General features: G+C 71.3%; 26 protein-coding genes and 1 tRNA gene. 13 read left to right on the top strand and 14 right to left on the bottom strand.

Annotated elements, in window-relative coordinates:
• The first annotated feature begins 6 nt into the window (after window positions 1–6).
• Window positions 7–870, top strand: coding sequence for a Stp1/IreP family PP2C-type Ser/Thr phosphatase (locus WMF12_RS32235; RefSeq protein ID WP_275935412.1), 864 nt, complete (start codon window positions 7–9; stop codon window positions 868–870).
• A gap of 72 nt (window positions 871–942) precedes the next feature.
• On the opposite strand, the gene WMF12_RS32230 is transcribed toward WMF12_RS32235, so the two are convergent.
• From WMF12_RS32230 to WMF12_RS32215, 4 genes are all read right to left on the bottom strand, one after another.
• Entirely contained in the window at window positions 943–1,503 is a 561-nt protein-coding gene (locus WMF12_RS32230; protein ID WP_437851558.1) for a hypothetical protein, read from the bottom strand.
• Between the two features lie 105 nt (window positions 1,504–1,608).
• Entirely contained in the window at window positions 1,609–2,799 is a 1,191-nt protein-coding gene (locus WMF12_RS32225; protein ID WP_437851556.1) for a cystathionine gamma-synthase, read from the bottom strand.
• A gap of 62 nt (window positions 2,800–2,861) precedes the next feature.
• Window positions 2,862–3,746 carry a protein kinase domain-containing protein gene (locus WMF12_RS32220; protein WP_437851554.1) on the bottom strand — a complete coding sequence of 295 codons (885 nt, stop codon included), beginning with the start codon at window positions 3,744–3,746 and terminating at the stop codon, window positions 2,862–2,864.
• Window positions 3,747–3,765: 19 nt separating this feature from the next.
• Window positions 3,766–4,677 carry a hypothetical protein gene (locus WMF12_RS32215; protein ID WP_437851552.1) on the bottom strand — a complete coding sequence of 304 codons (912 nt, stop codon included), beginning with the start codon at window positions 4,675–4,677 and terminating at the stop codon, window positions 3,766–3,768.
• Between the two features lie 165 nt (window positions 4,678–4,842).
• On the opposite strand from WMF12_RS32215, the gene WMF12_RS32210 reads away from it, so the two are divergent.
• On the top strand, window positions 4,843–5,508 hold the full coding sequence (locus WMF12_RS32210; RefSeq protein WP_437740480.1) for a hypothetical protein: 666 nt from the start codon (window positions 4,843–4,845) through the stop codon (window positions 5,506–5,508).
• A gap of 17 nt (window positions 5,509–5,525) precedes the next feature.
• On the opposite strand, the gene WMF12_RS32205 is transcribed toward WMF12_RS32210, so the two are convergent.
• A complete protein-coding gene (locus tag WMF12_RS32205; RefSeq protein ID WP_437851551.1) occupies window positions 5,526–5,960 on the bottom strand; it encodes a YqaA family protein in 435 nt (144 codons plus the stop codon).
• A gap of 155 nt (window positions 5,961–6,115) precedes the next feature.
• The gene (locus WMF12_RS32200; RefSeq protein WP_437851549.1) at window positions 6,116–6,619 is read right to left on the bottom strand and encodes a response regulator; all 504 of its coding nucleotides are present in this window, start codon (window positions 6,617–6,619) and stop codon (window positions 6,116–6,118) included.
• Window positions 6,620–6,975: 356 nt separating this feature from the next.
• Here WMF12_RS32200 and WMF12_RS32195 point away from each other — a divergent pair, with 356 nt between their 5' ends.
• A complete protein-coding gene (locus WMF12_RS32195; RefSeq protein ID WP_437709444.1) occupies window positions 6,976–7,257 on the top strand; it encodes a hypothetical protein in 282 nt (93 codons plus the stop codon).
• A 78-nt stretch (window positions 7,258–7,335) separates the two neighbouring features.
• On the opposite strand, the gene WMF12_RS32190 is transcribed toward WMF12_RS32195, so the two are convergent.
• From WMF12_RS32190 to WMF12_RS32180, 3 genes are all read right to left on the bottom strand, one after another.
• On the bottom strand, window positions 7,336–8,718 hold the full coding sequence (locus WMF12_RS32190; protein WP_437851547.1) for a hypothetical protein: 1,383 nt from the start codon (window positions 8,716–8,718) through the stop codon (window positions 7,336–7,338).
• Window positions 8,719–9,378: 660 nt separating this feature from the next.
• Window positions 9,379–9,454 (bottom strand) — tRNA-His (locus WMF12_RS32185).
• Window positions 9,455–9,737: 283 nt separating this feature from the next.
• Window positions 9,738–10,838, bottom strand: coding sequence for a histone deacetylase family protein (locus WMF12_RS32180; protein ID WP_437740476.1), 1,101 nt, complete (start codon window positions 10,836–10,838; stop codon window positions 9,738–9,740).
• A gap of 81 nt (window positions 10,839–10,919) precedes the next feature.
• Between WMF12_RS32180 and WMF12_RS32175 the strand changes: the two genes are divergently transcribed.
• Window positions 10,920–12,368, top strand: coding sequence for an MXAN_5187 C-terminal domain-containing protein (locus tag WMF12_RS32175; RefSeq protein WP_437740475.1), 1,449 nt, complete (start codon window positions 10,920–10,922; stop codon window positions 12,366–12,368).
• A gap of 86 nt (window positions 12,369–12,454) precedes the next feature.
• Here the strand turns inward: WMF12_RS32175 and WMF12_RS32170 are convergent, their stop codons facing one another.
• Window positions 12,455–13,555 carry a hypothetical protein gene (locus tag WMF12_RS32170; RefSeq protein ID WP_437851545.1) on the bottom strand — a complete coding sequence of 367 codons (1,101 nt, stop codon included), beginning with the start codon at window positions 13,553–13,555 and terminating at the stop codon, window positions 12,455–12,457.
• Between the two features lie 129 nt (window positions 13,556–13,684).
• On the opposite strand from WMF12_RS32170, the gene WMF12_RS32165 reads away from it, so the two are divergent.
• The 6 genes from WMF12_RS32165 (at window position 13,685) to WMF12_RS32140 (ending at window position 21,864) form a co-directional block, all read left to right on the top strand.
• Window positions 13,685–14,668 (top strand): hypothetical protein, encoded by a 984-nt coding sequence (locus tag WMF12_RS32165; RefSeq protein ID WP_437851543.1) that lies wholly within the window; start codon window positions 13,685–13,687, stop codon window positions 14,666–14,668.
• 121 nt (window positions 14,669–14,789) lie between these two features.
• Window positions 14,790–17,120, top strand: a complete 2,331-nt coding sequence (locus tag WMF12_RS32160; protein ID WP_437851541.1) for a transglycosylase SLT domain-containing protein — start codon at window positions 14,790–14,792, stop codon at window positions 17,118–17,120.
• Between the two features lie 122 nt (window positions 17,121–17,242).
• Complete coding sequence (locus WMF12_RS32155) at window positions 17,243–18,559, top strand: hypothetical protein (RefSeq protein ID WP_437851539.1); 1,317 nt, start codon at window positions 17,243–17,245, stop codon at window positions 18,557–18,559.
• A gap of 192 nt (window positions 18,560–18,751) precedes the next feature.
• A complete protein-coding gene (locus WMF12_RS32150; RefSeq protein WP_437851537.1) occupies window positions 18,752–19,450 on the top strand; it encodes a DUF4230 domain-containing protein in 699 nt (232 codons plus the stop codon).
• Window positions 19,451–19,795: 345 nt separating this feature from the next.
• On the top strand, window positions 19,796–19,981 hold the full coding sequence (locus WMF12_RS32145; protein WP_437851535.1) for a hypothetical protein: 186 nt from the start codon (window positions 19,796–19,798) through the stop codon (window positions 19,979–19,981).
• Window positions 19,982–20,311: 330 nt separating this feature from the next.
• Window positions 20,312–21,864 (top strand): IS3 family transposase gene (locus WMF12_RS32140; RefSeq protein ID WP_437851533.1). Its coding sequence is split into 2 segments (ribosomal slippage): window positions 20,312–20,789 and window positions 20,789–21,864, totalling 1,554 coding nucleotides; the frame shifts between segments, so codons are not numbered across the junction.
• Window positions 21,865–22,282: 418 nt separating this feature from the next.
• On the opposite strand, the gene WMF12_RS32135 is transcribed toward WMF12_RS32140, so the two are convergent.
• Window positions 22,283–22,900 carry an ImmA/IrrE family metallo-endopeptidase gene (locus WMF12_RS32135; protein WP_437851531.1) on the bottom strand — a complete coding sequence of 206 codons (618 nt, stop codon included), beginning with the start codon at window positions 22,898–22,900 and terminating at the stop codon, window positions 22,283–22,285.
• Window positions 22,900–23,304, bottom strand: a complete 405-nt coding sequence (locus WMF12_RS32130) for a helix-turn-helix domain-containing protein (RefSeq protein ID WP_437851529.1) — start codon at window positions 23,302–23,304, stop codon at window positions 22,900–22,902. Before WMF12_RS32130 ends, WMF12_RS32135 begins: the two co-directional genes overlap by 1 nt.
• Before the next feature lie 384 nt (window positions 23,305–23,688).
• On the opposite strand from WMF12_RS32130, the gene WMF12_RS32125 reads away from it, so the two are divergent.
• The 3 genes from WMF12_RS32125 to WMF12_RS32115 are packed head-to-tail and all read left to right on the top strand — an operon-like array spanning window position 23,689 to window position 25,635.
• A complete protein-coding gene (locus tag WMF12_RS32125; protein WP_437851527.1) occupies window positions 23,689–23,967 on the top strand; it encodes a multiubiquitin domain-containing protein in 279 nt (92 codons plus the stop codon).
• On the top strand, window positions 23,942–25,120 hold the full coding sequence (locus tag WMF12_RS32120) for a ThiF family adenylyltransferase (protein WP_437851525.1): 1,179 nt from the start codon (window positions 23,942–23,944) through the stop codon (window positions 25,118–25,120). Before WMF12_RS32125 ends, WMF12_RS32120 begins: the two co-directional genes overlap by 26 nt.
• Window positions 25,117–25,635 (top strand): DUF6527 family protein, encoded by a 519-nt coding sequence (locus WMF12_RS32115; RefSeq protein ID WP_437851523.1) that lies wholly within the window; start codon window positions 25,117–25,119, stop codon window positions 25,633–25,635. The genes WMF12_RS32120 and WMF12_RS32115 overlap by 4 nt, the downstream gene beginning before the upstream one ends.
• Window positions 25,636–25,728: 93 nt before the next feature.
• Here WMF12_RS32115 and WMF12_RS32110 read toward each other — a convergent pair whose 3' ends face one another.
• On the bottom strand, window positions 25,729–26,091 hold the full coding sequence (locus tag WMF12_RS32110) for a hypothetical protein (RefSeq protein WP_437851521.1): 363 nt from the start codon (window positions 26,089–26,091) through the stop codon (window positions 25,729–25,731).
• 145 nt (window positions 26,092–26,236) lie between these two features.
• On the bottom strand, window positions 26,237–26,800 hold the full coding sequence (locus tag WMF12_RS32105; protein ID WP_437873911.1) for a sigma-70 family RNA polymerase sigma factor: 564 nt from the start codon (window positions 26,798–26,800) through the stop codon (window positions 26,237–26,239).
• Window positions 26,801–26,900: the final 100 nt, after the last annotated feature.

The raw sequence follows: 26,900 nt of genomic DNA, 5'->3' as shown, positions 1-26,900 counted from the left end.
TCAGGAATGACGGACGTTGGTCTCCAACGCGACCACAACGAGGACAGCTACGCCGTCCTGTCGGAGTACGATCTGTTCATCGTCGCGGACGGCATGGGGGGCCACCGCGCGGGGGACGTAGCCAGCAAGCTGGCGACCGAGTCGATCGCGGACTTCTTCCGGTCCACGTCGCGGGAGGACGCCACCTGGCCATTCCACTTCGACACCAGCCTGTCGGAGGAGGAGAACCGGCTCCAGGCGGGCATCCGGGTCGCGAACCGCCAGATCTTCGAGCGCAGCATCCGGTCGCGCGACTGCGCCGGGATGGGCACGACGGTCGTGGGGGCGCTCTTCTCGAAGAAGAAGAACCGGATCTACGTCGGCCACGTCGGCGACAGCCGCGCGTACCGCGTCCGCAAGGGCTCGATCAGCCAGCTGACGCGCGATCACTCGCTGTTCAACGACTACATCATGGCGATGCCCGAGCTCACCGAGGAGCAGCGGGCCGAGCTTCCGCGCAACGTCATCACCCGCGCGCTCGGGATGCACGACAGCGTCTCCGTGGATCTGATCAGCGATGAGCCGCAGCCCGGCGATGTCTACCTGCTCTGCTCCGACGGCCTGAGCGGGATGCTCTCGGACGACCAGATCCTCCACATCGTGAGCTCGACCGAGGAGGTCCCGGAGATGTGCCGCCGCCTCATCGCCAAGGCGAACGAGAACGGCGGAGAGGACAACATCACGGCGCTCGTGATCCGGATCGACGAGCAGGACGACGCCGAGCTCCCGAACAGCGCGACGATCGGTCCGCCCGCCGACTCGCAGCAGGTCAGCATGGGCGATCGGTCGACGGTCCCGGCGGTGTCGGCCTCGCGCTCCGAGAAGAGCTGACGCGCGGGAAGAGCGGACGCGCGGGGCGCCCCCCGCGCGCCCGCCTGTCAGCAGCCAAGCTGCCAGCGCCGCTCAGCCTCCGCAGCTGTCGAAGGCCAGGACGCCCAGCCTGAGCTGGCATATCTCGCCTTCGTTCAGCATCGCCGGGCACTCGAAGCCGACCCAGATCTTGCCCGCGTCGACCCCCTGCTTGCCCTCGAACCAGAACTTACACGGGGTGGCCGTATCGGAGTAGAAGGTCTGACCCCCTGTCCTCGCCGAGGAGAAGCTGATGCTGCCGCTGGCCGGCGCGTCCTGGGTCGCCGCAGGGGAGATGGCGTCGATCTTGACGTGGATCTCCGCGGCTTCGGCGGGGTTCTTGGCCATCGCCGAGACGGAGAAGGTGCCCGAGCCGGACACGGAGCAGTCGACCGAGGCGCTGTCCTCGCCGTCGGTGACCAGCCGGACCTTCTGGATATCGGTCACGTCGCCAAGGGTCGCAATATGCCCCGGTGCGGAGCAGTCGATGCCCGGGTCGGCGAAGTTCATCTTGTATGCGCCGCGCGGGGTCGGCGGCTCCGCGCCGCTGCAGCCGAGGCCGAGGAGGGGGAGGAGGCCGAGCACGGGCACGAAGCTGAGGCGAGCGAGACGCATGGAAAGCTCCGGTGGTAGGTGGCGGCCCCGAGGCCGCTCCTCGCTTCTATCGTACTCGGGGGTCCGCGATCAAACGGCGGCAGCGCCGCGCGTGCCCGCGCGCGCTCACGTGCCCGCCGCGCGCGCCTGCGCGTCGTCCAGCGCCTGGGCGACGTCGTTCCAGAGGTCCTCGGTGGCCTCCAGGCCCACCGAGAGCCGGAGGAGGCCGTCGGCGATGCCGAGCGCCTCCCGCGCCGCCGCGGGCACGGAGGCGTGGGTCATGAGGGCGGGGTGCTCGGCGAGCGACTCGACGCCGCCGAGGCTCTCGGCGCAGGCGAAGATCGCGAGCCGCTCGAGGAACCTCGAGGCGACGGGGAGGCCGCCGCGCACGACGAACGAGATCATCGCCCCGGGCGCGCGCATCTGCCGCGCGGCGAGCGCGTGGCCGGCGTGCGTGGGGAGGCCGGGGTAGTGCACCGCCTGGACGGCGGGGTGCCCGGCGAGCCTCCCGGCGATGAGCGCGGCCGACGCGCACTGCTGGCGCACGCGCACGCCGAGCGTCTTGATCCCGCGGAGCACGAGGTAGCAGTCGAACGGGCTCGGGACGGCGCCGATCGCGTTCTGCAGGAACCCGACCCGCTCCGCGAGCGCGTCCTCGGACGTGACCAGCGCGCCGCTGACGACGTCCGAGTGCCCGTTCAGGTACTTCGTGCTCGAGTGCGCCACGACGTGAGCGCCGAGGTCGAGCGGCCGCTGGAGCACCGGCGTGGCGAAGGTGTTGTCGACGACGAGCAGCGCCCCGTGCGCGCGCGCGATCTCGGCGAGCCCTGCGATGTCGAAGATCTTGAGCATCGGGTTCGTCGGGGTCTCGATCCAGATCATCCGCGTGGTCGGGGTGAGGGCCTTGCGGACGACGTCGAGGTCGCTCATGTCGACCGAGGTCGAGGCGAGGCCCATCGGCCGCATGACCTTGTCGAAGAGCCGGAAGGTGCCGCCGTAGACGTCATCGCCCGAGAGCACGTGATCTCCCGGGCGGAGCGTGTGGAGCAGGGTGGCGGTCGCCGCGGAGCCGCTGCCGAAGGCGAAGCCATGGCGCCCCCCCTCGAGCGCGGCGATGCACTCCTCGAGCGCCTTGCGGGTGGGGTTGCCGCTGCGGGAGTACTCGAACCCCTTGTGGTGGCCCGGCCGCTCCTGGGCGAAGGTGCTCGAGAGGACGATCGGCGTCATGACCGCGCCGCTCGTCGGATCCGGCGGCTGTCCGGCGTGGATCGCGAGCGTGTCGAGGCCGAGCTTGTCGTGACCTAGGTGGGGCTTCATGCGGGCGAGACTTATCTCATGGGCCGCGTGCGTCCACGGTTTTGGCGCGCAGGAGAGCCGAGTCAGCGCGCTGACTCGGCGCCGCCCTCGGCCCGCGGAGCGGCCGCGTCGAGCGCGTCGAGCAGCGCCCGCGCCGTCCCGACGCGGCGCTGCGGATCGCGATCGAGCGCGCGAGCGAGCGCTCGGCGCTGCCCCGGCGAGAGCGCGTCCGTGACGGAGAGCGGGTCGAGGCAGAGGCCAGATTCGCTGATCTCGACGAGCGCCGCGGCCTGCTCGCGCGCGCGCGTGAGGGGCGCGCCGGTGGCGAAGGAGACGAGGGTCGCCGCCATGGAGTAGACGTCGCCGCGCTGGGTCGGTGGGGATTCGCCGCGGGCGATCTCGGGGGCAACGAAGGGAACCGTGCCCCGGTCGGCGGTCTCGAGGTCCGGATCCATGCCGCGGAACCGCGCGGCGCCGAGGTCGACGAGGCCGATGTCGCCGAGCGGACCCAGCAGCACGTGATCAGGGCCGAGATCGCCGTGAACGAAGCGGATCGGGCCTCCGGCGTCCTCGAGCTCCTGGAGCTCGGCGAGCGTCTCGATCGCGGTCCTGACGACGTGGGTGATGAGCGACGCGGGCGGCGGCCGGCCGAGGCCGCGCCATCCGTCGAGCACGTCGCGGAGGGAGGTGCCCTCGCGCCGGCTCTCGAGGAGGAATGGGCCGTGGCGATCGGCGCCGACGCGCGCGAGCGCGGGCAGGGCAGGGTGGCGAACGAGGGAGAGGACCTTCGCCTCGCGGACCATGGCGGCCCGCCCCGCGTGCTCGTGGAGGACGCCGGGGACGAGGCGCTTGCACACCAGCGTGGGGCCGGGCGGCGAGCCTCCGAGCCGCACCAGCGCGACGTCGAACGTGGCGCCGGCGCCGAGGTGCTCGATCAGCTGGGTGCCGTCGGGAGCGGGGTAGGGCATGCCGGCCGCCTGTGGCCTCTCACGCGTCCGCGCGCTGCGCAGCGACCAGCTCGTCGCACTCGCGAAGCCACGTCTGCGCCTCCTCTGCGCCGGCGCCGCCGCGCAGCGCGAGCGGCCACCGCGCGTCGCGCCAGCGCGCCGCAAACTCGGCCCAGCGCGCCGGTTCCTCGCGGCGCCCGGCCAGGGCGGCGACCCTGTCATCGATGCTCTGGAACGGAAACACCGGCTTGCCGAGCCCGAATCGCGCCTGCACCCAGTGGACCACGCCGATGAGGAGCCCGTACTGGCAGCGGCGGCGCTCCTCGTCGACGCCCACCACCGGCGACCTCCAGTCGAGGTGAATGTCGTCGAGCTCCGGCGGCCGCGGGTCGTGCTTGCCGACGCAGAGGTGAACCGCCTCCCGATCCGGCCGGTGCACCTCGCGCCAGCTGTCCGCGTCGAGCGGCTCGCCGCCCCGGAAGAGCTCCGCCATGCTCGCCGCGAGCGAGCCGAGCAGCGCGCCCCGCTGGTGCTCGATCCCCCCGAGGATCGTGTCGCGCGCCAGGCGGCGGCCGCCCGCTCCCGCGAAGTGGCGATCGAGGCGCTCGCGCATGGCCGCCGGCTCCACGTAGACCACTTTGAATCCGGCGCTCCCGCCGCACCAGACGTTGCGCAGATACCTGATCTGCATCCACAGGCCGAGCGTCGGGTCGATGCCGCGGATACGCTCGAAGATGCGCACAACGACGTTGACGCACGTCGGCCCGAACCGGGTGAGCGCCTCGCCGAGGTCGCGCGGCTCGGGGGCGCCCCAGAACGCGTTGTCCAGGTTGAGCTCCGCCCCGGGGCAGCGCGCGAGCCGGTCGGCGAGGCTCCTCTCCAGCGCCTCGCGCAGCGGGCCCGCGAGCCCTTCCAGGTGCGGGCCGGCCCCGGCGTCGAGTGAACCGGTCATGCGGACATCCTATCATGCCTGCCCGCGCGGCTCCGAGCGCGGCCCCGGCCGCCTGTGGGATGACGGCGCACCTGCACGGGAGGAGGGCGGCGGCCAACTTTTCTCCGCATCCTGCGGCAACTCACTGCGTTCAGCGCGAACGTGATAGAAGTCGTGGGCACCGGCATGGATCCCAAGATCTTGGAGATGCTCTTCATCGCCGTCAGCAACGGCGTCGCCCTCTTCATCGGCGCTTACCTGGCGCGGAGATCGGCGGATCTCAGCGCGGAGCGGCGGGCCGAGCACGAGGAGAAGGCGGAGCTCCAGAGACAGCGGCGAGAAGCGCTCTTGGAGCGACTGGCCCTCCAGCGGCGCGCGCTCGACGACTACGCGCGGATGATCGTCCGGTGGTCGTCGGTGCCCTCGTCCGGAGCGCCGCGAACGAAGGAGGAGGACCTCGCGGCGGACCAGGAGTCCATCGCGATGTACGCGCAGATGGCCAACGCGTACGGGAGTCGCCAGTTCGCCGAGCAGGCCGCCGCGACGCTGCACGCCGTGCGCGCCGGCCGGGGCAACGTCCAGGTGTTCCCGTTCGCCGTGCAGATCGCCTCCGCCTGCTACCAGGAGATGATCCGGGCGATCTCCGAGCTCGAGAAGGAGATCGGCCTGCCGGCGCCGCGGTCGCCCGCGCGGCCGTTCCTCCCGGACGAGGAGCTCGCGAAGGAGGCGACTCGGCTGTTCTCCAGGAACGTCGTGGAGCAGCGCTCCGGGATCGATCTCGGCATGGTCGACCAGATCCTGGAGCGCGTCAGGGTGAACCCGTCGCCCGAGGAGACGGACAGCCCCAGGTAGCGCTCACGCCGCCGGCTTCACTGGCTCCATCCCGCCCGGATGAGCGCGTAGAAGAGGAGGAGCCGGGGCACCCGGAACAGCACCATGGTCAAGAAGTAGCGCAGCGGGACCCGGTACAGCCCGGACAGGTAGCAGAGCATCGAGAAGGGGATCGGCGAGATGCTCCCGATCGCGATCGCCCAGTAGCCGTAGCGCTCGAAGAGCCGGTCTATCCTGGGTCGCGTCCGCTCGATGCGCGCCGCGAAGAGGCGGAGCCGCGCGAGGCGGCCGGCGAGGCGATACCCCGTGCAGCCGCCGACGAGCGAGGCGGCCGAGATGGCGATCAGGGGCGCGACCTGGGAGCCGCCCGAGGTGATCGCGGTCAGCATGTAGAACTGCGGCGGGATCGGGAACGAGAACGCGTCGGCGAGGAAGGTGCCGACGAACATCCCGGCGAGGCCGAAGCGGTCCACGAACCCGCGGCCGAGCGCGTCGAGCTGCTCGCGGGCGAGGTGCGCCGCGAGCGCGATCCCGGCGAAGAGCGCGGACAGGCTGAGCGCCAGCTGGACCAGCGTGCGCCACAGATCTCGCCGATCGCCGCGCGGGCGCGGCTCGCCCTGCCGGGGCGTCAGACCGCCTCCAGCCGGCGGCGCTGCAGCCGCTCGATGATCCGTCTGCTGCGGAGGGTGCTTTGAAATATCCGCGTCGCCTTCTCGAGGGCGTCGAGGAGCTTTTGCTCCGCGCCGTGCTTGTCGACATAGGCGAAGGGCCGGTGCGCGTTGATGACCTCGAACGAGTCCTTCTCGTCGTGATGAGCCGAATAGAAGATCACGGGCACTTCCGGCTGCACCTTGCGGATCTGGTCGCAGACCCAGAATCCCTCCAGCCCTGACATCCGCACATCGACGATCACCGCGCACGTGTCCTCGGTGAAGGCGGCGACCCCGTCCACGGCCGAGGAGCATACGACGAGGCGATATCGCTTCGAGAGGAGGGCGCCGAGCCGCTGCCAGATGCTCCTGTCCCCGTCGACCAGGAGCACGAGAGGGAGCCGCGTGGACTCGGGCTTCTCGCGATCCGGTCGCTCGGCTGGATCGGCTTCGAGCAGGGTGTCGGATTCCTTGGAGGGCATTCGTCGTCGATCGTGGAGAGCGCGTCAGGACGCGCGATGACGCAATGTACCACGCCCGGCGCATCGAGCCAGCGCCGGGGCGGCGCGGGGGCGGCAGCGGGAACCGAGATGACGTCGGCGCGGGGCCGAGGTCTTCGCGTTTCGCGTGCCGCCGCGCGGTGGGCGGGGGCCAGGGATTCGTCTATGCTCTGCGCGGAGGCGTGGCCTCATGGTGAGGCGCGCTGGCCTTCTGCAAAGCGCTGCTACCGTGCCGGGTCGCGCGCTCGCCTTCTTCTCGTGCGCTGACGCGGGCTGCCGGTCGGCAGCGGGTCGCTCGCCGGGGAGAGTCTCCGTTCCACAACCGAGGTGAGCTGCCCATGAAGAACGCAGAACTCCGATCGATCCCGCTCGTCATCGCCGCCGTTCTCGGCCTCTTTGCCGCGGGGGCCGCGGGGTGCAAAGACGAAGAGATCCTGAACGCATGCAGTGAGCTCTGCAAGCACCGCATCCTCTGCGCGGAGGAGAACGACGCTCCGCCGCCGAGCAAGACCAGCTGCGAGACCGCGTGCCTCGGCCTCGAGGGGAATGACCTCGTGGAGCGAACCGAGGAGTGCGTGAACGAGGCGTCCTGTGATTACGTCGCGTGCGCGGACCCTTGAGCGCGGCGCCCGAGCCCGCGCGCGGGAGGCGGGGGCGCCTCGCCTCCCGGACAGAGGGCGCGATGAGGGGCGGCGCGATCAGGGCTCCGCGTCGCACTCGGGCGCGTCGCGGAGCGGGCCCGAGGCGCGCGGTCCGTCGAAGCGCAGGAGCTCGAGATCGACGAGATCGAGGCGCTTGAGCGTCAGATCCAGCGGGCCGACCGACACGCCTGCCACCGCCTCGGCGTAAGCCCGCACGCCGCCGTCGACCCGCGCGTCGTACGAGCAGTAGGGCGGCGCGGTCTCCGCCGTGACGCGCGCGTACGCCTGGACTCCGACGTTCGGGCCGACGATGCCGTACAGGCGCGCCCGGAGCTCCGCGCCGGCGCTCACCTTGCCGGACGCCGTGATCGGGCCGGGCGCGCCGATGGAGGCCGAGCCCGAGGCCGAGCCGGAGGGCTCCCAGATCGTGCTCCACGTGCCGTTCCTGTAGTCGACCCCGGCCTCGATCTCGGCGGTCGCCTGCGCCACGGCCTCCACCTCGGCGGCCGTGAACGACAGCCCCAGATCCGCCTTCGCTCTCGGCACGACGTCCGTCGTGACGACGACGGGGACGGGGCCCACCCAGAAGGTCAGCGTCGGCAGCGGCAGGCTCGGGACGCCCCCGGCGAGCTCCAGGAGATCGACCGAGCAGCTCCCCGTGACCGTGCCGGTGCCCTGGAGCCTGGCGCTCACGTCGAGCTGGCCCGACGCGACGAGGCGGAGCTGCTTCAGCTCCGGCACCGGGTTGAGCTTGCCCCTCGGGCCGACGTGGACCTCGAGGTCGAGCGCCGGCGAGAGCTCGGCCGTGACGTCGAGCGCCGCCGTCCCGTGCGCGGTGACCCCGCACGACGCCGGGAGCGAGGCCGAGGAGAGATCGAGGAGCTTCATGGAGGCGCCGGACGAGATCTTCAGGGCCTCCGCCGCGCTCGCGATCTGCTCGCCGTCCTCCACGCCGAGCTCGCGGGTGCGCGCGACGTGATCGTCGATGGCGCGCGCGTACTCGCGCGCGTCGTAGTGGACATGGAAATGGCCCTCGGTGATGAACTCCGTCAGAGGAGCGGGCGTCGTCGCGAGCGCCACCCGCGTCGCGTCGATCGTGCGTACGCTCACGACGCGGGCGAGGTAGCCGCCTCCCTGCGTGCCGCCGAGCACGTCGCCCGCGGCGAAGGGCGTCATGCTGCCGTCATGGGTGATGACGAGCTCGTGGTCCCCGAGCGCCGCGGCGACGAACCCCGGCTCCTTCTCGGGCACACGAGCGCGGTCCGAGAGCGTGAGCGGGCGGACGACATCGACGGCGCCGGGGGCCGGCAACTCGGTAGGATCCGCGGCATCGCTCGAATCCGCGGCGCACGCCGCGAGCTGAGGTGCGCTGATCGCGATGAAAGCAGCGGAGATGAGGCGCGCCGTCGACGCGCGTCTCCCGGGGAGAGTGGTCTTCATGCGCGCGGACGCTACGCGGGGATTGTGGCGAGTCGGTTACAAAAATGAGACTTGCTGTCTCCGGGAGAATGGGTAACGGCTCACTGCGATGGATGGATATCCATGAATCGATAGCTCCGAGGCGCGCGAAGGGCGCTTATCGAAGCGAGCGATTCGCGACGCCGTGCGAGCTCGTCCATGATGGGGTGTCCGAGCGCGCTCGTGATGGCGTGCGAGCGTGCTCGTGGTGTGGCGCGCGGTCGCGCTCATGGAGGGGCTCGGGCGGCGCCGAGCCTCGGACCGGGGTCGGGACGCGCTCGCGCGGCGTCGGCCAAGGGGAACGCCGTTCGGCTCGTGGATGGATGGAGGAAGGAAGGAAGGTCGCGGAGAGCGCGTCGCTCTCCGCGGACAGGGCGCGGCGGCTCGGCACAGTCGAGCCGGGGCTCGGGGCCCGAGGCCACGGCGCGCGTCAGGTGTCAGCTGATCGCGCGTCAGCGTCGCGGTCTCTCGCGATGCGCCGGTCGTTGCTCGCTCTCTGTCGACGCGTCGCGGTCGAACTCGTGGAGCGCTAGCGAGGAGCCCGGCGGGCACGAATCAGCGTGCCTGCGGCTCCGCCTTCGTGCTCTCGCGCAGCCGAGACCCCGAGGCCACCGCTGCTGGGCGGCCTCGGCCTGTTCTACCTGGGGTGAGTAACGGGATTCGAACCCGCGACAACTGGAGCCACAATCCAGTGCTCTACCAACTGAGCTATACCCACCGTTCTTCACGGCCCGTGGGCTGCGAAGGCCTGGCAGAATACTCAGCTCCGCGCAGAGTGCAATCACGGAAACGCACCTCGTGTCGCTCTTCTAGCCGCACCCTGGATCCCCCACCTTTCGAGCTCCCCGCCCCGGCTTCCCGCCCTGACCCCCCTCCAAAGGAGGCGCCGACCTCCTCCAGGCAGAGGCTCCCCGCGGGACAGCGGCCCCCCGGCGGCCTCCGCCCCGGCCCCGTTCACGCCTCGGCCCCGGTTTCCCGGCGCGCGCCGCTGGTCGCCTCGCTCAGAGCGTCGTCCACCGGCGCAGCGCGGCCCGGCGCGCCCGGTCCAGGTCCGCGCGGTGGCGGGTCGAGATCGGCGCGCGCTGCGCGGGCTGCGCCGGCGGCACCGACGCTCCAGCCGGGTCGTCTGCTGCCTCGCAGCCGGACGCCGCGAGCAGCGCCGCCGTGAGCGAGCCCTCGAGCGCGGTCAGGTCGTAGCCGCCCTCCAGGAAGATGGCGAGCCGCCCCCCCGCCTTCGCGGTCGCCATCGCCGCGAGCCGGCGGCCCATCGCCGCGTACGCGGCGCGCGACAGCTTCATCGCCGCCATCGGATCGCGCTCGTGCGCGTCGAACCCCGCCGAGACCAGGATCAGCTCGGGCGCATACTCGTCGAGCACCGGAAGGAGGAGCTCGTCGAACGCAGCCTCGTAGACCGCGTCCGTCGCGCCGTCGGACAGCGGCACGTTCACCGTGTAACCGGCGCCGTCGCCTCCGCCGAGCTCGCTGGCGGCGCCGGTGCCGGGATAGAATGGCCACTGGTGCAGCGAGCAGAACAGCACCCGCGGATCGTCCCAGAAGATGTCCTGCGTGCCGTTGCCGTGGTGCACGTCGAAGTCGACCACCGCGACCCGCGAGAGCCCGCTGCTCAGCGCCGCCCGCGCCGCCACGGCGACGTTGTTCAGGAGACAGAAGCCCATGCCGGCGTCGCGCGTGGCGTGGTGGCCGGGCGGACGGAGCAGCGCGACCCCGAGCCGGCCGGGGCCGGCGAGCACCGCGTCGACCAGCGCCACCGCGGCGCCCGCGCCGCGCCTCGCCGCCTCGACCGAGCGCGGGACCACGTACGTGTCGGGGTCGAGCGCCGCATAGTGGCCGCTGAGCCGGCCGAGCGACTCCAGGTACCGCGGGGCGTGCACCCGGGCGAGCTCTTCCTCGGTGGCGTCGCGCGACGCCACGTGCTCCAGCGAGAGGCCGGCCGCGGCGCAGCGCTCGATGGCGCGGCGGGCGGCTTCGAGGCGCTCCGGGCGCTCAGGGTGCGCGCCTCGCGAGCGATGTTGCTCGAACAGCGCGTCGTCGACGACGTAGAGGCGCGGGGCTTCGGAGTGCGGCTGATTCAAGTGCACCATGAGCTGGGTGGAGAGTTGTAGCAGCGCCGCAGCGGATGGTAGCTTGCCCTGAGCCCCGGAAAGAAGGAGTGGAGACGCAGGATGCGCGGAAAGATCATCGCAGTCTTCGCCGTGATTGTCCTCATGGTCGGAGGGCTTTTTTACGCCCTCACGCGCGCCTCCCTCGCGGAGATCGGGCGCCCCGGCGAGGCGCCGCGCGCACTCGCGGCCGCCATGGCGCAGCTCCAGGTGGACGGCCTCGTGCTGGAGCGGTGGCTCGACTCCCACGCGAGCGACCCGAAGCTGCGCGAGCCGTTCAACGCCGGCACCGCCCCGGCCCGCGCCGAGGCGGCCACCAGCGCCGCCAACGCCATCCGGGAGGCGGTCGCCGCCTCGCCCGAGCTGGCCAGGACCCCGCCCTCCCTCGTGGTCCTGGTGGACACGAAGGGCGTGGTGCTCGGACGGAACGCCTCCGCGCTCATGCGCGGAGACAACCTCGGCGCTGTCTACCCGTCGCTGATGCTCGCCATCGAGCAGGGGGTGACCGGCTCGGACGTGTGGGTCAGCCGGGCGCGCAACGAGCAGCTGCTCGCGTCCTACGCGCCCATCCGCAGCGACGCCGGGCAGATCATCGGCGCCGTCGCGGTGGGCACCGCGCTGAACGACGAGCGGCTGACCAACGCGAGCGAGCGCACGAGCGGGCGTGTCCTCGTCGTCGCGATGCAGTCGGGCGACGGGCTCGACGTGGTGGCGAAATCGCGCGACGCTTCCCCGCAGCTGGTCGCGGCGCTCACGGCGTCGCCGGCGAAGGACGGCGCCCTGAAGGCGCTGCGCTCCGGCCAGACGGTCGACATCGGCGGGCTGTCCGGCGAGTACAGCGCCGTCGGGCACGCGCTCGACGGCTACGGCGACGGGCGGCGGGCGGTGCTGCTCAGCATCGCGCAGCTCCGGACGCCGGGGCTCGCGAGCGCGCTGTTCTGGCCGCTCCTCGGCGTCACCGCGCTCGGGCTCGTGCTCGTCGTGATCGCCGCGTATTTCCTGGACGCGTACATCTCGCAGCCGGTCTCCGAGATCGAGGACGGCCTGCTCGCGATCATGAACGGCCGGACCGACCTCCGGTTCCAGATCGAGCACGCCGAGCTCGGCGGGCTCGTGTTCCGCTTGAACTCGCTCCTGAACCAGCTGCTCGGGGTGCAGGAGGACGAGACCGACGCCGAGGGGCGCCCGTCGCGCGCGCCGACGTCGGCGTCCTTCCGGGACGCCCTCGAGGTCGACGAGCGGATGGCCGCGCTGTCCGCGGAGGAGATCCCGGCCGACGCCAAGGCGCTGCTCGAGGAGCCGGAGGACGCCTACTACGCCCGCATCTTCGCGGAGTACATCGCCGCGAAGAAGTCGCTCGGCGATCCGGTGGACCACATCACCCGCGACGCGTTCGTCGCCCGCCTCAAGGCGAGCGAGCAGGAGCTCGGGCGGAAGCACGGAAAGCCCATGCGCTACAAGATCGAGGTCCGCGGCAAGGAGGTCGTGCTCCTCGCCGTGCCGCTCGCCTGACGCGCGCGGCGCAGGAGCCGGGAGCGGAGGGAGGCGCGGCGCCGCCCGCCGCTCGGCGGCGCGCCGCGCGCGCCGCGCCGCGTGTTTCAGTGCAGCACGGCGTCCGGGCCCTCGTGCAGCTCGACGCGCCCCGACGAGGGCTCGCGGCGGAGCGCGATCACGTCGGAGAGCTCGCAGCCCAGCGCGATCGCCGGCGATGAGGTCGTGACGATCCACTGCACGTTGGGCAGCGCGGCGCGCAGGCGCGCGGCGAGCGATCGCTGGCGGTGCACCGGCTGCTGCGCCTCGATGTCGTCGATCAGCACGACGCCCTCGGCGAGGCGCGGATCGCCGCTCGGGTGCGCGGACGCGAGCGCGCGGAGCGCGAGCGCGCCGAACGCGACGGTGTGCCGCGCGCTCCGCCCGAGATCGTCGAAGTCGACGCGCTGGCCGTCCGCGCGCTCGAAGATCGGCTCGAGCCGGAGCGGGTCGACGCCGGCGTACGTCACGCCGTGGCCGTCGAGCAGCGCCTCGAGCACCTCCTTGAGCGCGCGATCGAGCGCGCCGAGCCGCTCTGCCTGGGCGCCCGGCCGAGCGTCCGGCTGCACGTCGGAGAGCACCTCCGGCCGGCTCTTCCGGCCGTCGCGCGCGAGCGCCGCCGCGATCGGGACGAACGAGAGCACCTGCTTCGTCTCGCGGGCGAGGTCGGTGCGCGTCGCGTCGTCGAAGCTCGCGGCCGCGCGCACGTCGTAGCGGAGGACGCTGCGCTCGGGCGTCGTCAGCACGATCGCGCTGCGGGAGAACCAGCGCGCTCCCGAGAGCGCGACCAGGACGAAGCCCCCCTCGGCCGCGCGCCGCTCGAACAGCGACTGCTCCCTCCGCCGCAAGATCGCCGCGTCCTCGGGCTCGTCGAGGCGCGCGTTCGGGCTCGTGACCCGCAGCGGGTGCGCGCGCGCCGGGTCGTCCGTGCCGAGCATCCAGTCGGCGACGACGAGCGGCTGCGAGCCGTCGTCTCCGCGCGGCCTCGGCTGCGCGACCGCGTACCCGGGCCGGGTCGACGCGATCGCCGACAGGATCGAGGTCTTGCCCACGCCGTCGCCGCCGAAGAGGACCACGAGCCGGCGCGGCGCGCCGGCGGCGTCCTCGAGCGAGAGCGAGAGGTCCTCGAACGGGCCGAGATGGACGAGGCGGACGCGGGAGAGCAGCACCGCCCGCGAAGCTACCACCGCGCAGCGCGCGTGGAACGCCGCGATCGGCGTGGTGCGCGCGGGCGCTCCGGCGCACCCGGTGGCGCGCGGTGGCGCGGCAGCCTAGATTTGTCGTCCGGGGTCGTCACCGTGCTGCGCAAGCTGCCTCCGCCGGATTTCCGCTACGTGTGGCTCCACCCGGAGCCCGGCTCGACCGGCGCGCTCGCCGCGGCCGGGACCGCGGGGCTCGCGGGCGCCTCCGCGGCCGTCTGGAGCGCCGGGAGCCACGCGCTCTCGCTGGGGCTCATCGCGATGGGGAGCGCGCTCGGCTTGCTCGCGCTGGTCCGCGCCGAGCACCGCCCCCCGATCCAGCGCGGCGCCCGCGAGGTGACGATGGCCGTCGTGCCCTGGGGGATCGTCGTCGACCCGGACACGGAGCCGCGGGTGCTGCGGTGGCCCGCCGTCCAGCGGGTGAGCGTGGACGTGTCGCACACGATGCGCGGCGGGACGCCCGCCATCGTGTCGAGCCTCGTGACGGTGCACACCGAGCGCGAGGTGCTGGCGGGCCGCGCCGCGGGCGCGGTGGACCTGGAGCGGCTCCTCGCCCATCTCGAGGGGTATGCGCAAGAGGCGTCGCGGCCTGTGGCCGCCGACATCGAGGGGCTGACGGTGCTCGGCGACGGCGTGACCGAGCCGATCGCCGCGGCGCTGCTGCAAGCGGCGGACGGCATCTGCGCGACGAGCCGCGGCGACGCGCAGCTCGCGCTGCCTGGGGGCGGCTACCGCACGGCGGCGGCGCGCGCGGCGGCGCCCGAGACGATCGCGGTGCTGCGCTCGGCGCTGTCGTGGAGCTACGACTGCCCCGCCGATCCGCGGCCGCTGGCGGCGATCCTCGCGGGCGCGTTCGGGGCGGTGGAGCTCGTACCCGAGCTCCTGCGGCTCGCGAGCTCGCCGCACCCGGTGGTCGCCGCGTTCGGCAAGGCCGCCGCGCTCCGTCTGGGTGCGCCGCCGAACCGCGCTGGCTCGCTCGACGAGGTCGCGGCCTTCCTGTTCGAGGAGGACGTGGAGATCGGGAAGCGGTGGATCGCGTCGGGCCCGACACTTTGTTTGCGACCTCGGGCCCAAGCTTGCTAGCTAAAGGGGTCGGCAGCGCGTGCGCTGCGGTTCGAGCGGCCTGCGCGCGGAGGCCGTCGTTCCGCGGCGCTCCGTCCTCACGGCGCGCTGCCGGCGGGTCGTCCAACGCGCCGGGTCGGCTATGAAACGGGCTCCGTCGCCACCGAAGCCGTCTTCAAGGGGAGCGCGCCGCCGGCTGGCTGTCGCGTGGGTCCTCGGCCTCTCGCTCGCCGCGTGCGCGGAGCACCACGCGGCCGGGCCGCCCCCGTCGCAGAGCACCGCGCGCGCCGCGCCGGCCGCCGCGCCGCCCGCGGCGCTCGCCCTCGTGCCGCCCGCGGGTCTCGCCCTCGCGCTGCCCGCGCCGCCCATGGTGGACGGCGCCTGGGTCGAGTCGGTGCGGCTCGAGCGATGGGCCGAGGCGGCGGAGCGGCTCGACGCCCTGCCCATGGAGCAGCGCGCGCTGCCGTCGATGAAGTACGCGCGGGCGCGCGTCGCGTTCGAGCTCGGGGATCACGGCAAGGCGGTGGAGCTGCTGCATGGCCTGGAGCAGGGGCTGCCGCTCCTCTCGCGCGAGGTGGCGCGCTACCGGGCGGAGGCGGCGTTCGTGGCGGGGCCGTTCCTCGAGGCGGCGGCGTACTTCGAGCGCTCGGGCAGCGCGCCCGGCCTCGCGCGCGCCGCGCTCGCCACCATGAAGGGCGGCGATCTCAAGCAGGCTCGCGCGCTCGCCGATCGGGCCGTGGCCGCGGCGCAGCGCGCGCGCAGGTCGCGCGACGAGGCCGCGGCGCGGATGGCGCGGGCGCGCGTCCAGCTCGGCGTGCGCGACGCCGCCGAGCGCCCCGGGGAGAAGGCCGCCGCGGCGGCCCTCGCGCACGCCGACCTCCGGTGGATCGTGAAGAGCGCGCCGTCGTCGCCCGACGGGCGCGAGGCCGCGGCGCTCCTCGCCGCCTTGCCGGGGCAGCTCTCGCAGGAGGAGCGGCTCCAGAAGGTCGACGCCATGGTCGCCGGGGGCAGCGCGGCGGAGGCGATCGCCGAGCTCGACAAGATGTCGGGCGTGCCGGCGTCGGAGCTCCACCACCGCAGGGCCACGGCGCTCTACCAGGCGCGCGACTACGAGGCCGCGGCCGCGGCGTTCCTCAAGGTCGCCGCCGCGCCGTCGGCGCGCCAGGCCGAGCAGCTGCACCTCGCGGCGCGCTCGCTCTCGCGGCTCCGGCGCGAGGCGGAGGCGATCGAGCGGCACCTCGCCGTCGCGCGCAGGTTCCGGAAGACCCGCTGGGGGGAGCTCTCGAGCCTGCTCGCCGCGCGGCTCCTCATGCAGGTCGGGCGCTACGCGGAGGCCGTCGCGCAGTACGGCCGGTTCCTCGACGCCTACCCGCGGAGCGATCGGCGCGACGACGCGGTCTACGAGCGGGCGCTCGCGACGCTGTCGACGGGCGGCGCCGCGCGCGTGCGGCGGCCGCTGGAGCAGCTCGCGCGCGACGCGAGGCCGGCCGACGCGGCGCGGCTGCGCGAGCTCGCCGGGCTCGCGGCGCTGCGCGGCGGCGATCGTGACGGCGCGGTGCGGCTCTGGACGCAGGTGATGCGGGAGCAGCCGCTCTCGTGGGGCGCGCTGCTCTCGCGCTCGCGCCTCGCGGCGGTGGGCGCGCCCATGCCGCCGCTGCTCGTCCCGGCGTCCCTCGGGGACGCCCGGGCGGTGGAGGTGAAGCTGCCGCCGGCCGCGGCGCTGCTCGCGTCGATGGGGCTCGACGGCGACGCAGAGAGCTACCTCGCCGAGAACGAGCGCGAGGCGACCGCGGCCTATGCCGGGCAGGAGAGCGAGGCGCTCTGCCGGATGTACGGCATGCTCTCGCCCGCGAAGCGCCGCTACCGCGTGGGCACGCAGGCGGTCTCCGCCGCGGCGCTCCAGCGCGCGCCCTCGCAGGCCGATCGCTGGACGTGGGAGTGCGTCTATCCGGAGCCGTACGCCGGCGAGGTGCGCGCGCTCGAGGCGCAGCACGGGCTGCCGAGGGGCCTCGTTCACGCGCTGATGCGCCAGGAGAGCGCGTTCGATCCTGTCGTGGTGAGCCCCGCGAGCGCGGTCGGGCTGATGCAGCTCATGCCGTCGACGGCCCAGAAGGCCGCAAGCGAGCTCTCGCTCGGCTTCGACCTCGGGCAGCTCAAGAGCGCGCCGCTCAACCTGCGCCTCGGCGGCTTCTACATCGGCAAGCTGCTCCGGACGTTCGAGGGCAGCCTCCCGCTCGCGACGGCGGCGTACAACGCCGGTCCGAAGGCCGTGTCGCACTGGCTCGGTGGGGGCATCGACCGGGACACCGACGTGTGGGTGGCGCGCATCCCGTACGACGAGACGCGCACCTATGTGGGTCGCGTCCTCTCGAACCTGGCGCGGTATCAGTGGCTGGCCGGCGGGGACGCGGCCGTGGAGATGCTCCCGCTCACGCTCCCCGCGGACGCGCGCGCGCCGGCGGACGCGTACTGAGCGCGGTCGCCGGGGACGGCAGCGCAGGGGTTCCTCCTGCGTTGAAATTGCGCTGTGCGCTTGAACTCGCAGGCGGGCGCCTTCACCGTGATGGGGTGGCAGGGACCGCTGGAAGCGACGGCGTGTTCAAGCGGTGTGGGGTCCTCATCCAGCCCTACGCCGACGCTCGATCCATCGGCCGGCTGCTCTCGTCGGCGCTGGCGTGGCTCCTCGTCGTCTTCTCCGTCGCGTCGCTCGTGGAGCCGATCGCGGGCCCGATCGTGGCGGCCGTCATGGTGCCTTTCGCGCTGCTCGGGTCGTTGCTCGCGCTGCTCTGCCTGGCGTGCCTGCTCTACACGCCGATCGCCTGGCTCTGGGCGGCGGTGGGCTCGTCCGGCGCGGCGGTCGTCCGGGTGAGCAACGCGCTGTGGATCGAGCGCCCTGGCGATCGGCGCGCGTTCCCGCTCCTCTCGCTCACGCGCGCGCGGCTCTCGAGCTCCGGCGGCGAGGTCGCCTTGAAGACCGACGACGGCGATGTCATCCGGGTGCGCGTCGACGATCCGGTCGACGCGGAGCGGCTGCTCGGCGTGATCGCCGCCGGGCGAGCGCGGGGCACGTGGAGCGCGCGGCTCTACGACGACGCGCCGTCGCTGCCGCGGCGCCGCCTGTTCGTCGGGGTCGCGGCGCTCATGTCGCTGCTCTGCTGGTCGGTGCTCGACTTCGACGTGGCGCTCTCGCTCGGCGTCGTCACGGGCGCCTCGGCGTGGGTGCTGGCGGCGCTGCTCAGGGAGGGCTCTGCGCGCCGCGTGCTGGTGGCGGGCAGCGACGGGCTCTCGCTCCGGGACGACGCCGGCGAGCGCTTCATCTCCTTCGGCAGCATCGAGCGGGTCGAGGAGACGGCGCTCGGGGTCGAGCTCGCGCTCGCGGGGGGCGAGGAGCTCTCGCTCACCCTCGTGCCGCCGCAGCTGCTGCGCGATCCCAGCGAGACGGGGCTCAGCATGGTGCTCGCGGAGCGGCGCCGCGAGCACCTGCTCGCGCTGCTGCGGGAGCGGAGCGGGCGAGGCGCCCACGAGGCGGGGCGCGCGGTGGCGCTCCTCGGGCGCCGCGGCCTGCCTGCGCCCGCCTGGCGGGCGGCGCTGCGCCGCCTCGTGGGCGAGGCCGGCGCCGACTACCGGACGGCGAAGCTCACGCGGGAGCAGGCGTTCACGGTGCTCGAGGACGGCGGGGCGCCGGCCGAGCTCCGCATCGGGGCCGCGCTCGCGCTCGCGGGCTCGCGCGACGGCCAGACCGAGGAGCGGCTGCGGATCGCGGCCGAGGGCTGCGCGAACCGAGACGTGCGGCTCGCCCTGGAGCATGCGGCCGAGGGCGACGTCGACGACTGGATGCTCGAGCAGGCGCTCTCGTCCTCAGGGGCGGAGCAGGCGGCGACGCCGCCGCGGTCTGCGGCGCGCGCGGCGTGAGGGGGGTCGCGGCGTCCTAGCCGACGGCGCGCCGGGCGGGTGGACGGGCGGGGCTGGTCGATTCTTCTCGCCCTCCGGCCTTCAAGTTCTGGGTACTCTCTGTGGAGGACGCGCGGCTCCTCGGGTCGGTGTCCAGCCGAGCCGCCGCGGGCGCCTGCTGCGCGCCCGTGATCCTCCAAGGTAGACACCCCGATGGAAGGCCCGCTCCAGGACCCCTACGCTTCGGTCGCAGTCCACGCGCCGCGTTCTCGCGCGCAGGCAGGCCGCGCCGCGCGGATCGCGCTGCTCGTCGTGGCGCTCTTCGCGTCGGTCGGGTTCGGCGCGCTCGTTGTGGCGCCGCGCCTCGGCGGTCCGGCGCCCTCGAGCGGCGTGGTCGCGCGGCCGTCTCCTGCGCTCGTCATCGCGATCCGCGACCTGTCACGGCTCGAGACCACGGAGGTGCATGTCGAGAAGGTCGTGGATCTGGCCGACCGGCAGAACCGCCTGTTCGGTCTGGTGCAGGCCACCGACGCCCTCCTGCTCGTCGCGGTCGGCCACGTCACGATCGGCGTCGATCTCGCGCGGATCGGCGAGGGCGACATCGCGATGGATCCGGAGACCGGGGTCGCGCGGCTCACGCTGCCCGCGCCCGAGGTCTTCTCGACCCGGCTCGACGAGGACGAGACGTACGTCTACACGCGGTCGACCAGCCTGCTCGCGCGGCGCAACGAGCAGCTCGAGGCGCGGGCCCGGAAGGAGGCGACGGCGGCGATCGAGAAGGCCGCGCTCGAGGGGAACGTGATGGCGCGCGCGAAGGCGCAGGCCGAGCGGCAGATCACGGCGCTCGCGACGCAGCTGGGCGCGAAGCGGGTGGAGATCCGCTGGCGCGAGGTCGGCGGCGGCGGGGGCTGACGCGGGGCGGGCGCACGGCTCGCGCCGTCACGCCGCGGGAGAGCCGTTTGCGCTTGTAGTGGTGGTGGTTGAGCGCGTGTCGCGGGCTTGGTCCGTGGCGCAGGCCTGGCGGAGGATGGGCCCCGCGGCGGAATGGCAGACGCGGTGGATTTAAAAGGCGCTCTGGGGCGGGGGAATGGGGGCGAAGAGGGGAAATTGCCGGGGAAATCGGAGGGGGGTGGCGACGGATCGACGCGGTTGGAGCGGGGGCGTGACGATTCGGAGGGGGCGCGTGCCGATTCGATCAGGGGGAGCGGGGCGGGGGGAGAGCATTGCGGGGAGGGGGAGGGGGCGAGGGCGGCGTCGGTGAGGGCGACGCTGCTGGTGCAGCTCGGGGAGGGGCTGCGGGCGGCTATCGTGGCGGGCGACGTCGAGACCGCGCGGGTGGTGCACGAGGCGATCGGGCGGCTGCTCGGAGCGCCGGCACCCGAAGGCGAGACCGCGGTCGACGTGGTCGATCTTGCCCGTGAGCGCGAGCGGAGGGCGCGATGAGGTCTGGCAGTGTTCATTTTGAGCAGCGCCCAGACCGCGTCGCGATCGCTCCACGCCCATGCTTAGTGTGTGCGTGCGCGAAGCGCCATAGAGGCATTCGGGAAAGCGGTGTCGGCAAGCGGCAGGCCTGTGCCGGGGAGGCCAGCGCCACGGCGTGGGCGGGGGTCAAGCGACAGTAATTTTGACTGTGGCGCTAAAGCGGGCGACGAACCTTCCGCCGCGGTGATGCCTGGTGACGCCATCCCCCCGTGTCAGAGAAGTTGTCGCCCGGTCTGATCCGCTTACGGAGGATCAGGCCACCGTTGTCGGGGAGCGGAGACAGGCTTTGAGGTGAGAGAGTACTCAGAATCCTTCAAAAGAAAAATCGTCCAGCGGCTTCTCGCTCCAGGAGGACCGACGGCGGTGGCGCTGTCCGCCGAGACGGGGGTGCATCAGACGACGCTCTCGCGCTGGCTTCGCGATGCTCGTAGCGTGGCGCCCATGTCCGACGACGCTCGCCGCTCCGCGCCTCCGCCCCCTGCCGTCGCTCGCCGCCCCGAGGACTGGACCCCGGAGCAGAAGCTGCGCGCGATGACGGAGGCGGCGGCGCTCTCCGAGCGGGAGCTCGGCGAGTATCTCCGCCGCGAGGGATTGCATGAGGCGCAGCTCGCCGAGTGGCGCAAGGCCGCGCTGGAGGCGCTGGGCGGGCCGGCGAAGGCAGGTCACGGCCCGGCCCCGTCACGGCGCGTTCGGGAGCTGGAGAGGCAGCTGCGGCGCAAGGACAAGGCCCTCGCCGAGGCGGCGGCGCTGCTGGTATTGCAAAAAAAAGTCCAAGCAATTTGGGGGGACGGGGACGACGACACGGATCCGGAGACCGACAGGTGACGCTCGAGCTCATCGACGAGGCCGTGCGGGGCGGCGCCAAGCTCGATGCGGCCTGCAGCGTGCTCGGGCTCAGCGCGCGGACCGTGGCCCGCTGGCGAGGGGAGGCCGGCGGCGAGGACGGCCGAGCCGGACCGCACCACGCCCCGGTGCACAAGCTGACCGAGGTGGAGCGCCGGCGCATCGTCGAGACGGCCAACAGCCCCGAGTTCCGCAACCTCTCGCCCAAGCAGATCGTCCCGCGCCTGGCCGATCGTGGCGTCTACATCGCTTCGGAGTCGAGCTTCTACCGCGTCCTGCGCGAACATGGGCTGCTCGCGCACCGCAATCCGGCTCGACCGGCAAGCGCCCATCGTCCTCGCGAGCTCGTTGCCAGAAGGCCCAATCAGGTGTGGTGCTGGGACATCACCTACCTGAGAAGCGCGGTGCGCGGCGCGTTCTACTTCCTGTACCTGATCGTGGACGTCTACAGCCGCAAGATCGTCGGCTGGTCGGTCGAGGCCGAGGAGTCGATGCTCGCTGCCGCTCGCTTGGTCGAGCAGACCTGCCGCCGCGAGGCCGTGGGCTCCGGCTGCCTCGTGCTGCACGCGGACAACGGCGGCCCGATGAAGGGCTCGACCATGCTCGCCACGCTGCAGCGCCTGGGCGTCGTGCCCTCCTTCAGCCGCCCTCGTGTCAGCGACGACAACCCCTACGCCGAGGCCCTTTTCCGAACCCTCAAGTACCGGCCCGAGTACCCCCGCCGCCCGTTTGCCACCGTGGAGCAGGCACGCCACTGGGTCGAGCGCTTCGTCGCCTGGTACAACGGCGAGCACCTGCACAGCAGCATCCGCTTCGTCACGCCCGACGACCGCCACCGCGGTCGCGACAGCGCGCTGCTCGCCGCCCGCCATGCCCTCTACCAGCGAGCCCGCCGCAGGACGCCCTTGCGCTGGACTGGCCAGACTCGCAACTGGACACCGATCGGCCCCGTGACCCTCAACCCCCACGCTCACGAGGCTCAAGCACTCATGAGGATGTGACCAGATCAACGGCCAACTATCTTGACACCCCCCGCCATGGCGGAACTGCGGACGACACGGGGAGAGGTGCGAAGTGGCGCCTGCATGCTGGCACAGAGGCCGCCGGGTTGCGGGGCCATGCTGGCTTCAAGCGGCGCCTCTGTTGCCTCCGCTGGAAGGGGTGCGGTGCCTCTTGCGCTGTGGGCCAAGGCGCCGGCGGGGTATGCGCTCCGTCGCCCGAGGAGACGGTGCTTCAGGGCTGGTAAGCGTGCCGTACAGAGGAGAGCTCCGCCTGCCGCGCACAGCGCGGGTCCAGGCTGCCGAAGGCGCCCACGTAGCGGGGTATAGCACCTAGAGGCGCGCGAGCAGCGTTCACGTGATGCCTCCTCCCCGCCGCCCGCGCCGATGGCACCTGCTACGTCGGACAGCGCCGTGTGAACTACCCCACCCGTCGACCGTTCAGCCGGACCTCATCCGCTGGCCCGCCGGTCTTTGCGACAGGCGGTGCCGCTGCGCGACGGCGGGCGCCCGTGATGTTCACCCGCCAGCGCACGAGTTGTTCGCTCACCCCGTACTGCGCTGCGGCATCCGCAAGGGACAGGCCAGCTCGGACAATATGCAGAGCCGCTTCGTCGGAGACGAGCAGGGCAGCACTGAGCCAGGTCGCCTCTTCCTCGAGCACGGGATCCCAATCCCGGCACCCGACGATGCTCAGTGCCGGCGCGGGTTCGTGCTGAAGCACGGCATGGCTGAGCTCGTGCGCGACGTTGTTCGCTTGCCGGCCGCTCGCATGCTGGTCGTTGTGAACGATCGTGCGTCGGCGACCTCGAAAGACGGTCACTGCTGAAAAAGCACCCGCCTCGACACGGAGGAGGTAGTCGACGTGCTCCGGCACGTCCTCCCTCAATTCGGAGAGTCGCATGACGGGGATGCCAAGCACGTCGGCCAGGCGCCACGGGTCGAGCGGCTCGTGGAGCTGCACACCCAGCTCCCGCCGCATCTCTCGCGCCAACTCGTTCGCCTCGCTCTTGAAGCCGCGACGGAGGACCGACGCCATCACGTGCCCCGCAGGCGCTCGTAGGTCGCCTTGATCACCGCGTCAAGCGCGAGCGCGGCTTGGGGAGACAGATGCCTGTCGCTCCGGAGGTACGTGCTGATCATCGCCAGCGGCTCCTGCGGCGCCTTGGGTACCTTTCCGCGAACGTAGTCGTCGACGCTGAGGCCCGACCACGCGGCGATCGCGGCGAGGCTGTCGACATCAGGGCGCTTGCCCTGCGCCATGCGCGTCAGCGTCGACGCGCTGATTCCGGCCTCTTGCGCGACCTGCTTCCAGTTTTTCCTGCGCGCGATCCGAACGGCATCGAGCGCCAAGAAGAAGGCGTCCGCGTCGAAGGCTCCTGCGCGCATGGCCGCAGGTACGTCCGGTTCGGGTGATTTTACTGTTGCAATTTTGTTCGACATGCGCAATTCTATTGTCGCAACCGAGGGGCAAGATCGCAAGCACCTCGAAGGAGTCTTTTCTCCGGGGATGACGACGAGGAAACGGACGACGTAAGGTGAACTACATTGGCGTCTGGCCGTACTGCGACGCCAGTGGGCGTGTCCTACTTTTCACCACGTTCGGCTCGCGGCGGTCAAGAAGCTCGGCTTGGAAGCACCCGCCGCCAGACGCGACGGCGAAGCTGATAAGGAGCTGATGCTGACGCCGTGCGACGAGTTCCTCTGTCGCCGAGACTGGAGTGCCGCCGAGGCGGCAACAGGGTGCATTGTCGCGCGAGTCCACGACGACGTGATCTACACACAACGTGTCAGATCCGCGTCCCAAGACACTAAAGGATGGAACGAATGAGCGAATCCGGGAACCATGCGAATCAGGGGCAGGGGCACGAGGCGTCGTTCAACATCATCGTGAACGGCCGGAGCAGAGTGGTCACGGGCAAGGAGCTGACCTTCGGGCAGGTCGTCGCGCTCGATCCCGATCTGCCGAAGGGCGCCAACGTGATCTACACCGTCACGTACAAGCGCGGCCAAGGGAACAAGCCCGAGGGCACCCTCACCGATGGCGAGAGTGTCAAGCTCAAGGAAGGGATGATCTTCAATGTCACTGCGACTGACAAGTCGTAGTCCGGACCTCGCGCGCCTGAGGGCCGAGGGGTACGAGATCGAGATCAAAGCTGGCCACCTGCTGGTGAAAAACGTGCCGTACGTCAATTCGAAGCGGGAGGTCCGACGTGGCACCCTCGTCTCAGAGTTGACGCTCGCCGGCGACACGACTGCGCGGCCGAGTACTCACGTGGCGCACTTCATCGGAGAGCATCCGTGTAACAAGGACGGCTCCGAGATCGAGCAGATCAAACACTCGAGCTCGGAGCAGTTGCTTGCGAATGAGGTGCGGATTCAACACACCTTCTCAAGCAAGCCGCGTGCCGGGTACGTCGACTACTTCGAGAAGATGACGACATATGTGGCGATCGTGAGCAGTCCTGCTCACTCGCTCGACCCTACGGTTACGGCGCGGACTCACATCGCCGTAGACTCTGACGATGAGGACTCGGTGTTCCACTACGTGGACACGGCATCGACTCGTGCGGGAATTTGGCAGGTGTCGCAGAAGCTCAACGGCCACAAGGTCGCCATCGTCGGCTTGGGCGGCACGGGATCGTATGTGCTGGATCTTGTCGCGAAGACGCCCGTGGCCGAAATCCACCTCTTCGACGGCGACGACTTGCTCCAGCACAACGCGTTTAGGTCCCCCGGCGCGCCGTCGATCGACGAACTGCGAGCGAAGCCGAGGAAGGTCGACCACTTCGGTCAGCTCTACTCGAAAATGCGGAAGGGGATCGTGTCGCACGCGCACCATCTGGAGCCATCGAACGTGCACGAACTTGACGGCATGTCCTTCGTCTTCATTTGCATCGACAAGGCAGGCGCGAAGCCTCCTCTCATTGAGAAGCTCGAGATCGCTGGAGTGCCCTTTATCGACGTCGGGATGGGCGTGCAGTTGGTCGACGACGGCCTGCTCGGGGTTCTTCGCGTCACCACGAGCACCCCCACGAAGCGAGAGCACGTCAGGGAGAGGCACCGCATCTCCTTCAGGGACGCCGCCGGCGACGACTACGCACGAAACATCCAGATCGCCGATCTGAACGCCTTGAACGCGGCGTTGGCTGTCGTGAAATGGAAGAAGCTTTGCGGCTTCTACCAGGATCGTGAACGAGAGCACTTCAGCACCTACACCATCGACGTGAACATGTTGACGAGCGACGACGGCGGATGACGCGCGTGACCACACTACGGCACGTCTTCGTTCCACACGTTCCCGAGCGATTGGAGGACGGCGTGCTGTATGTGGCGATGGAGTTTGGGACGGTCGTGCATCGCTGCTGTTGTGGCTGCGGCATGAAGGTCGTTACTCCGTTGTCGCCGACAGACTGGACGCTGATCTATGACGGCGATAGCGTCTCACTCGCCCCGTCGGTGGGGAACTGGTCGTTCCCCTGCCGGTCGCATTACTGGATCCGGAAGAACGCCGTCTTCTGGACGATACAGTGGTCGGACGAGCGAATCGAAGCGGGGCGACGACACGATCGAATTGCGAAACGGCGGCACTTCGGGGAGACCGAGAGGACGCCAACAAGCGATACGGCATACCGGCCCGCGCCGACCGTCATTCCCGAGGGAGCACCAGAGTCGCCGGCGGAGGGACGATTGATCTGCGAGCCATCCGCACCGCCTGCGAAGGAGGTCGCCTGTTCGCAACCGAAGTCGAAGAAGCGGGGGCGACGCCGTTGACGGCGCGGACGGCGGCGACGGGGTGTCGGGAGCTCGGGGCGCCGCCCCGACACGACAGAGCACGTGTTTCGATAAAGCTGACCACCCGGTGCCTCAACTATATTGACATATTCCGTTGCGGCTGAGGAAGGCCGGGATTCTGCTGGCCGCCAAGGAGCGCGCGCTCCCTGACCGGCTCGGTCCCGAGCTCGACGGATTACAGATGTTCGGGGTCCGCCTTGTCTCCGTTGTCCGCCAGTGAGCTAGGCCGAAGCCGCGGAGCCGCGCCGTCGTGGGGTCGATGCGCTCGATCACGAGCCGCGTCAGCGCCAGGACGGTTACCGCGTCGGACTGGCCGCGGATCGACATCATGGCGTCGACCGCCACGCCCCAGTTCCCCGCGCCGCTGCGCTCCTCATGCGGCCGCTGTGCAAGCGGCGCATGCGAGCATTCCGCGCGCCGCTTGAGCAGTGTCAACTACTCTGTTTTTCGCCTGGCCGTTGCTGCCGGTGGCGCCGAACCGGCCCGCGTGAAGCACCAGGCAACTGGGCGGTTGCTCGGCTCGCCGGCACCCAGGGGCGAGGTGGCGGCCGACGTTGTCGACGTTGTCCGCGGACAACGCTCATTGTAGCCCCACTCTCCGGGTGGAGCTCTCCCTGGCTTCTCGCAGCCTGATGACGTCGCGCAGCGCACCGATGGCCCTTGTGCGCCGCTTGTAGATCGTAGAGAGAGGTAGCCCTGCGTCTTGGGCTATCTGGGCCATCGAGAGTCCGTTCAGGTCGTGTGCCACGAGAACGAAGCGCAGATCAGGATCGAGTTCGTTCACCGCGTCGAGGGTGCCGGTCCTGATATTATCGGAATCCATAATAGCAGCAGCGTCCGGCGCTGGATCGAGCACCTCGATCACATCGACCAGCTCTTCCCTGCTTTGCCGCGCACGCTGGTGGTAGTGCGCGGCAACGTGTACGGTGATCGCGTTCAACCAGCGTTCAGGTCTGCCGCGCTTCGGGTCGAACCTGGGCCAGCTCTCGCAGGCGTTGACCCAGACTTGGCCTGCGACGTCGCCACGATGGCACCGTGGGACCCCCAGCCGCTCCAACCAGCCCAGTACGGCACGAACCAGCATCGGGCAAAACAAGCGCGCGTACGCGGCGGCGCGCTTGTTTTCGTTCGGAAGACAACACATGGCTTTCACCCCCTGGGAATCTGCCGCCCTATGATTGAGAGCTGCTCTTGTCGTGGAGTCGACTGCGACGGATTCAGACGAAGTCGACATGCGATGCCCC

The organism is Sorangium sp. So ce363 (assembly GCF_051520435.1).
Lineage (GTDB): Bacteria > Myxococcota_A > Polyangia > Polyangiales > Polyangiaceae > Sorangium > Sorangium cellulosum_B.
Note: the sequence above shows the minus strand (reverse complement) of the source record. Positions and strands in the feature narration are given on the sequence as shown.

Bases quoted from the DNA above. Each gene is read 5' to 3' on its own strand.
- WMF12_RS32210 (WP_437740480.1), top strand. From the start codon at position 4,843: ATGGATCCCAAGATCTTGGAGATGCTCTTCATCGCCGTCAGCAACGGC.
- WMF12_RS32220 (WP_437851554.1), bottom strand. From the start codon at position 3,746: ATGCCCTACCCCGCTCCCGACGGCACCCAGCTGATCGAGCACCTCGGC.
- WMF12_RS32150 (WP_437851537.1), top strand. From the start codon at position 18,752: ATGGAAGGCCCGCTCCAGGACCCCTACGCTTCGGTCGCAGTCCACGCG.
- WMF12_RS32120 (WP_437851525.1), top strand. From the start codon at position 23,942: ATGTCACTGCGACTGACAAGTCGTAGTCCGGACCTCGCGCGCCTGAGG.
- WMF12_RS32200 (WP_437851549.1), bottom strand. From the start codon at position 6,619: ATGCCCTCCAAGGAATCCGACACCCTGCTCGAAGCCGATCCAGCCGAG.
- WMF12_RS32105 (WP_437873911.1), bottom strand. From the start codon at position 26,800: ATGTGTTGTCTTCCGAACGAAAACAAGCGCGCCGCCGCGTACGCGCGC.
- WMF12_RS32130 (WP_437851529.1), bottom strand. From the start codon at position 23,304: ATGTCGAACAAAATTGCAACAGTAAAATCACCCGAACCGGACGTACCT.
- WMF12_RS32230 (WP_437851558.1), bottom strand. From the start codon at position 1,503: ATGCGTCTCGCTCGCCTCAGCTTCGTGCCCGTGCTCGGCCTCCTCCCC.
- WMF12_RS32195 (WP_437709444.1), top strand. From the start codon at position 6,976: ATGAAGAACGCAGAACTCCGATCGATCCCGCTCGTCATCGCCGCCGTT.
- WMF12_RS32225 (WP_437851556.1), bottom strand. From the start codon at position 2,799: ATGAAGCCCCACCTAGGTCACGACAAGCTCGGCCTCGACACGCTCGCG.
- WMF12_RS32135 (WP_437851531.1), bottom strand. From the start codon at position 22,900: ATGGCGTCGGTCCTCCGTCGCGGCTTCAAGAGCGAGGCGAACGAGTTG.
- WMF12_RS32235 (WP_275935412.1), top strand. From the start codon at position 7: ATGACGGACGTTGGTCTCCAACGCGACCACAACGAGGACAGCTACGCC.
- WMF12_RS32215 (WP_437851552.1), bottom strand. From the start codon at position 4,677: ATGACCGGTTCACTCGACGCCGGGGCCGGCCCGCACCTGGAAGGGCTC.
- WMF12_RS32160 (WP_437851541.1), top strand. From the start codon at position 14,790: ATGAAACGGGCTCCGTCGCCACCGAAGCCGTCTTCAAGGGGAGCGCGC.
- WMF12_RS32115 (WP_437851523.1), top strand. From the start codon at position 25,117: ATGACGCGCGTGACCACACTACGGCACGTCTTCGTTCCACACGTTCCC.
- WMF12_RS32125 (WP_437851527.1), top strand. From the start codon at position 23,689: ATGAGCGAATCCGGGAACCATGCGAATCAGGGGCAGGGGCACGAGGCG.
- WMF12_RS32190 (WP_437851547.1), bottom strand. From the start codon at position 8,718: ATGAAGACCACTCTCCCCGGGAGACGCGCGTCGACGGCGCGCCTCATC.
- WMF12_RS32180 (WP_437740476.1), bottom strand. From the start codon at position 10,838: ATGGTGCACTTGAATCAGCCGCACTCCGAAGCCCCGCGCCTCTACGTC.
- WMF12_RS32175 (WP_437740475.1), top strand. From the start codon at position 10,920: ATGCGCGGAAAGATCATCGCAGTCTTCGCCGTGATTGTCCTCATGGTC.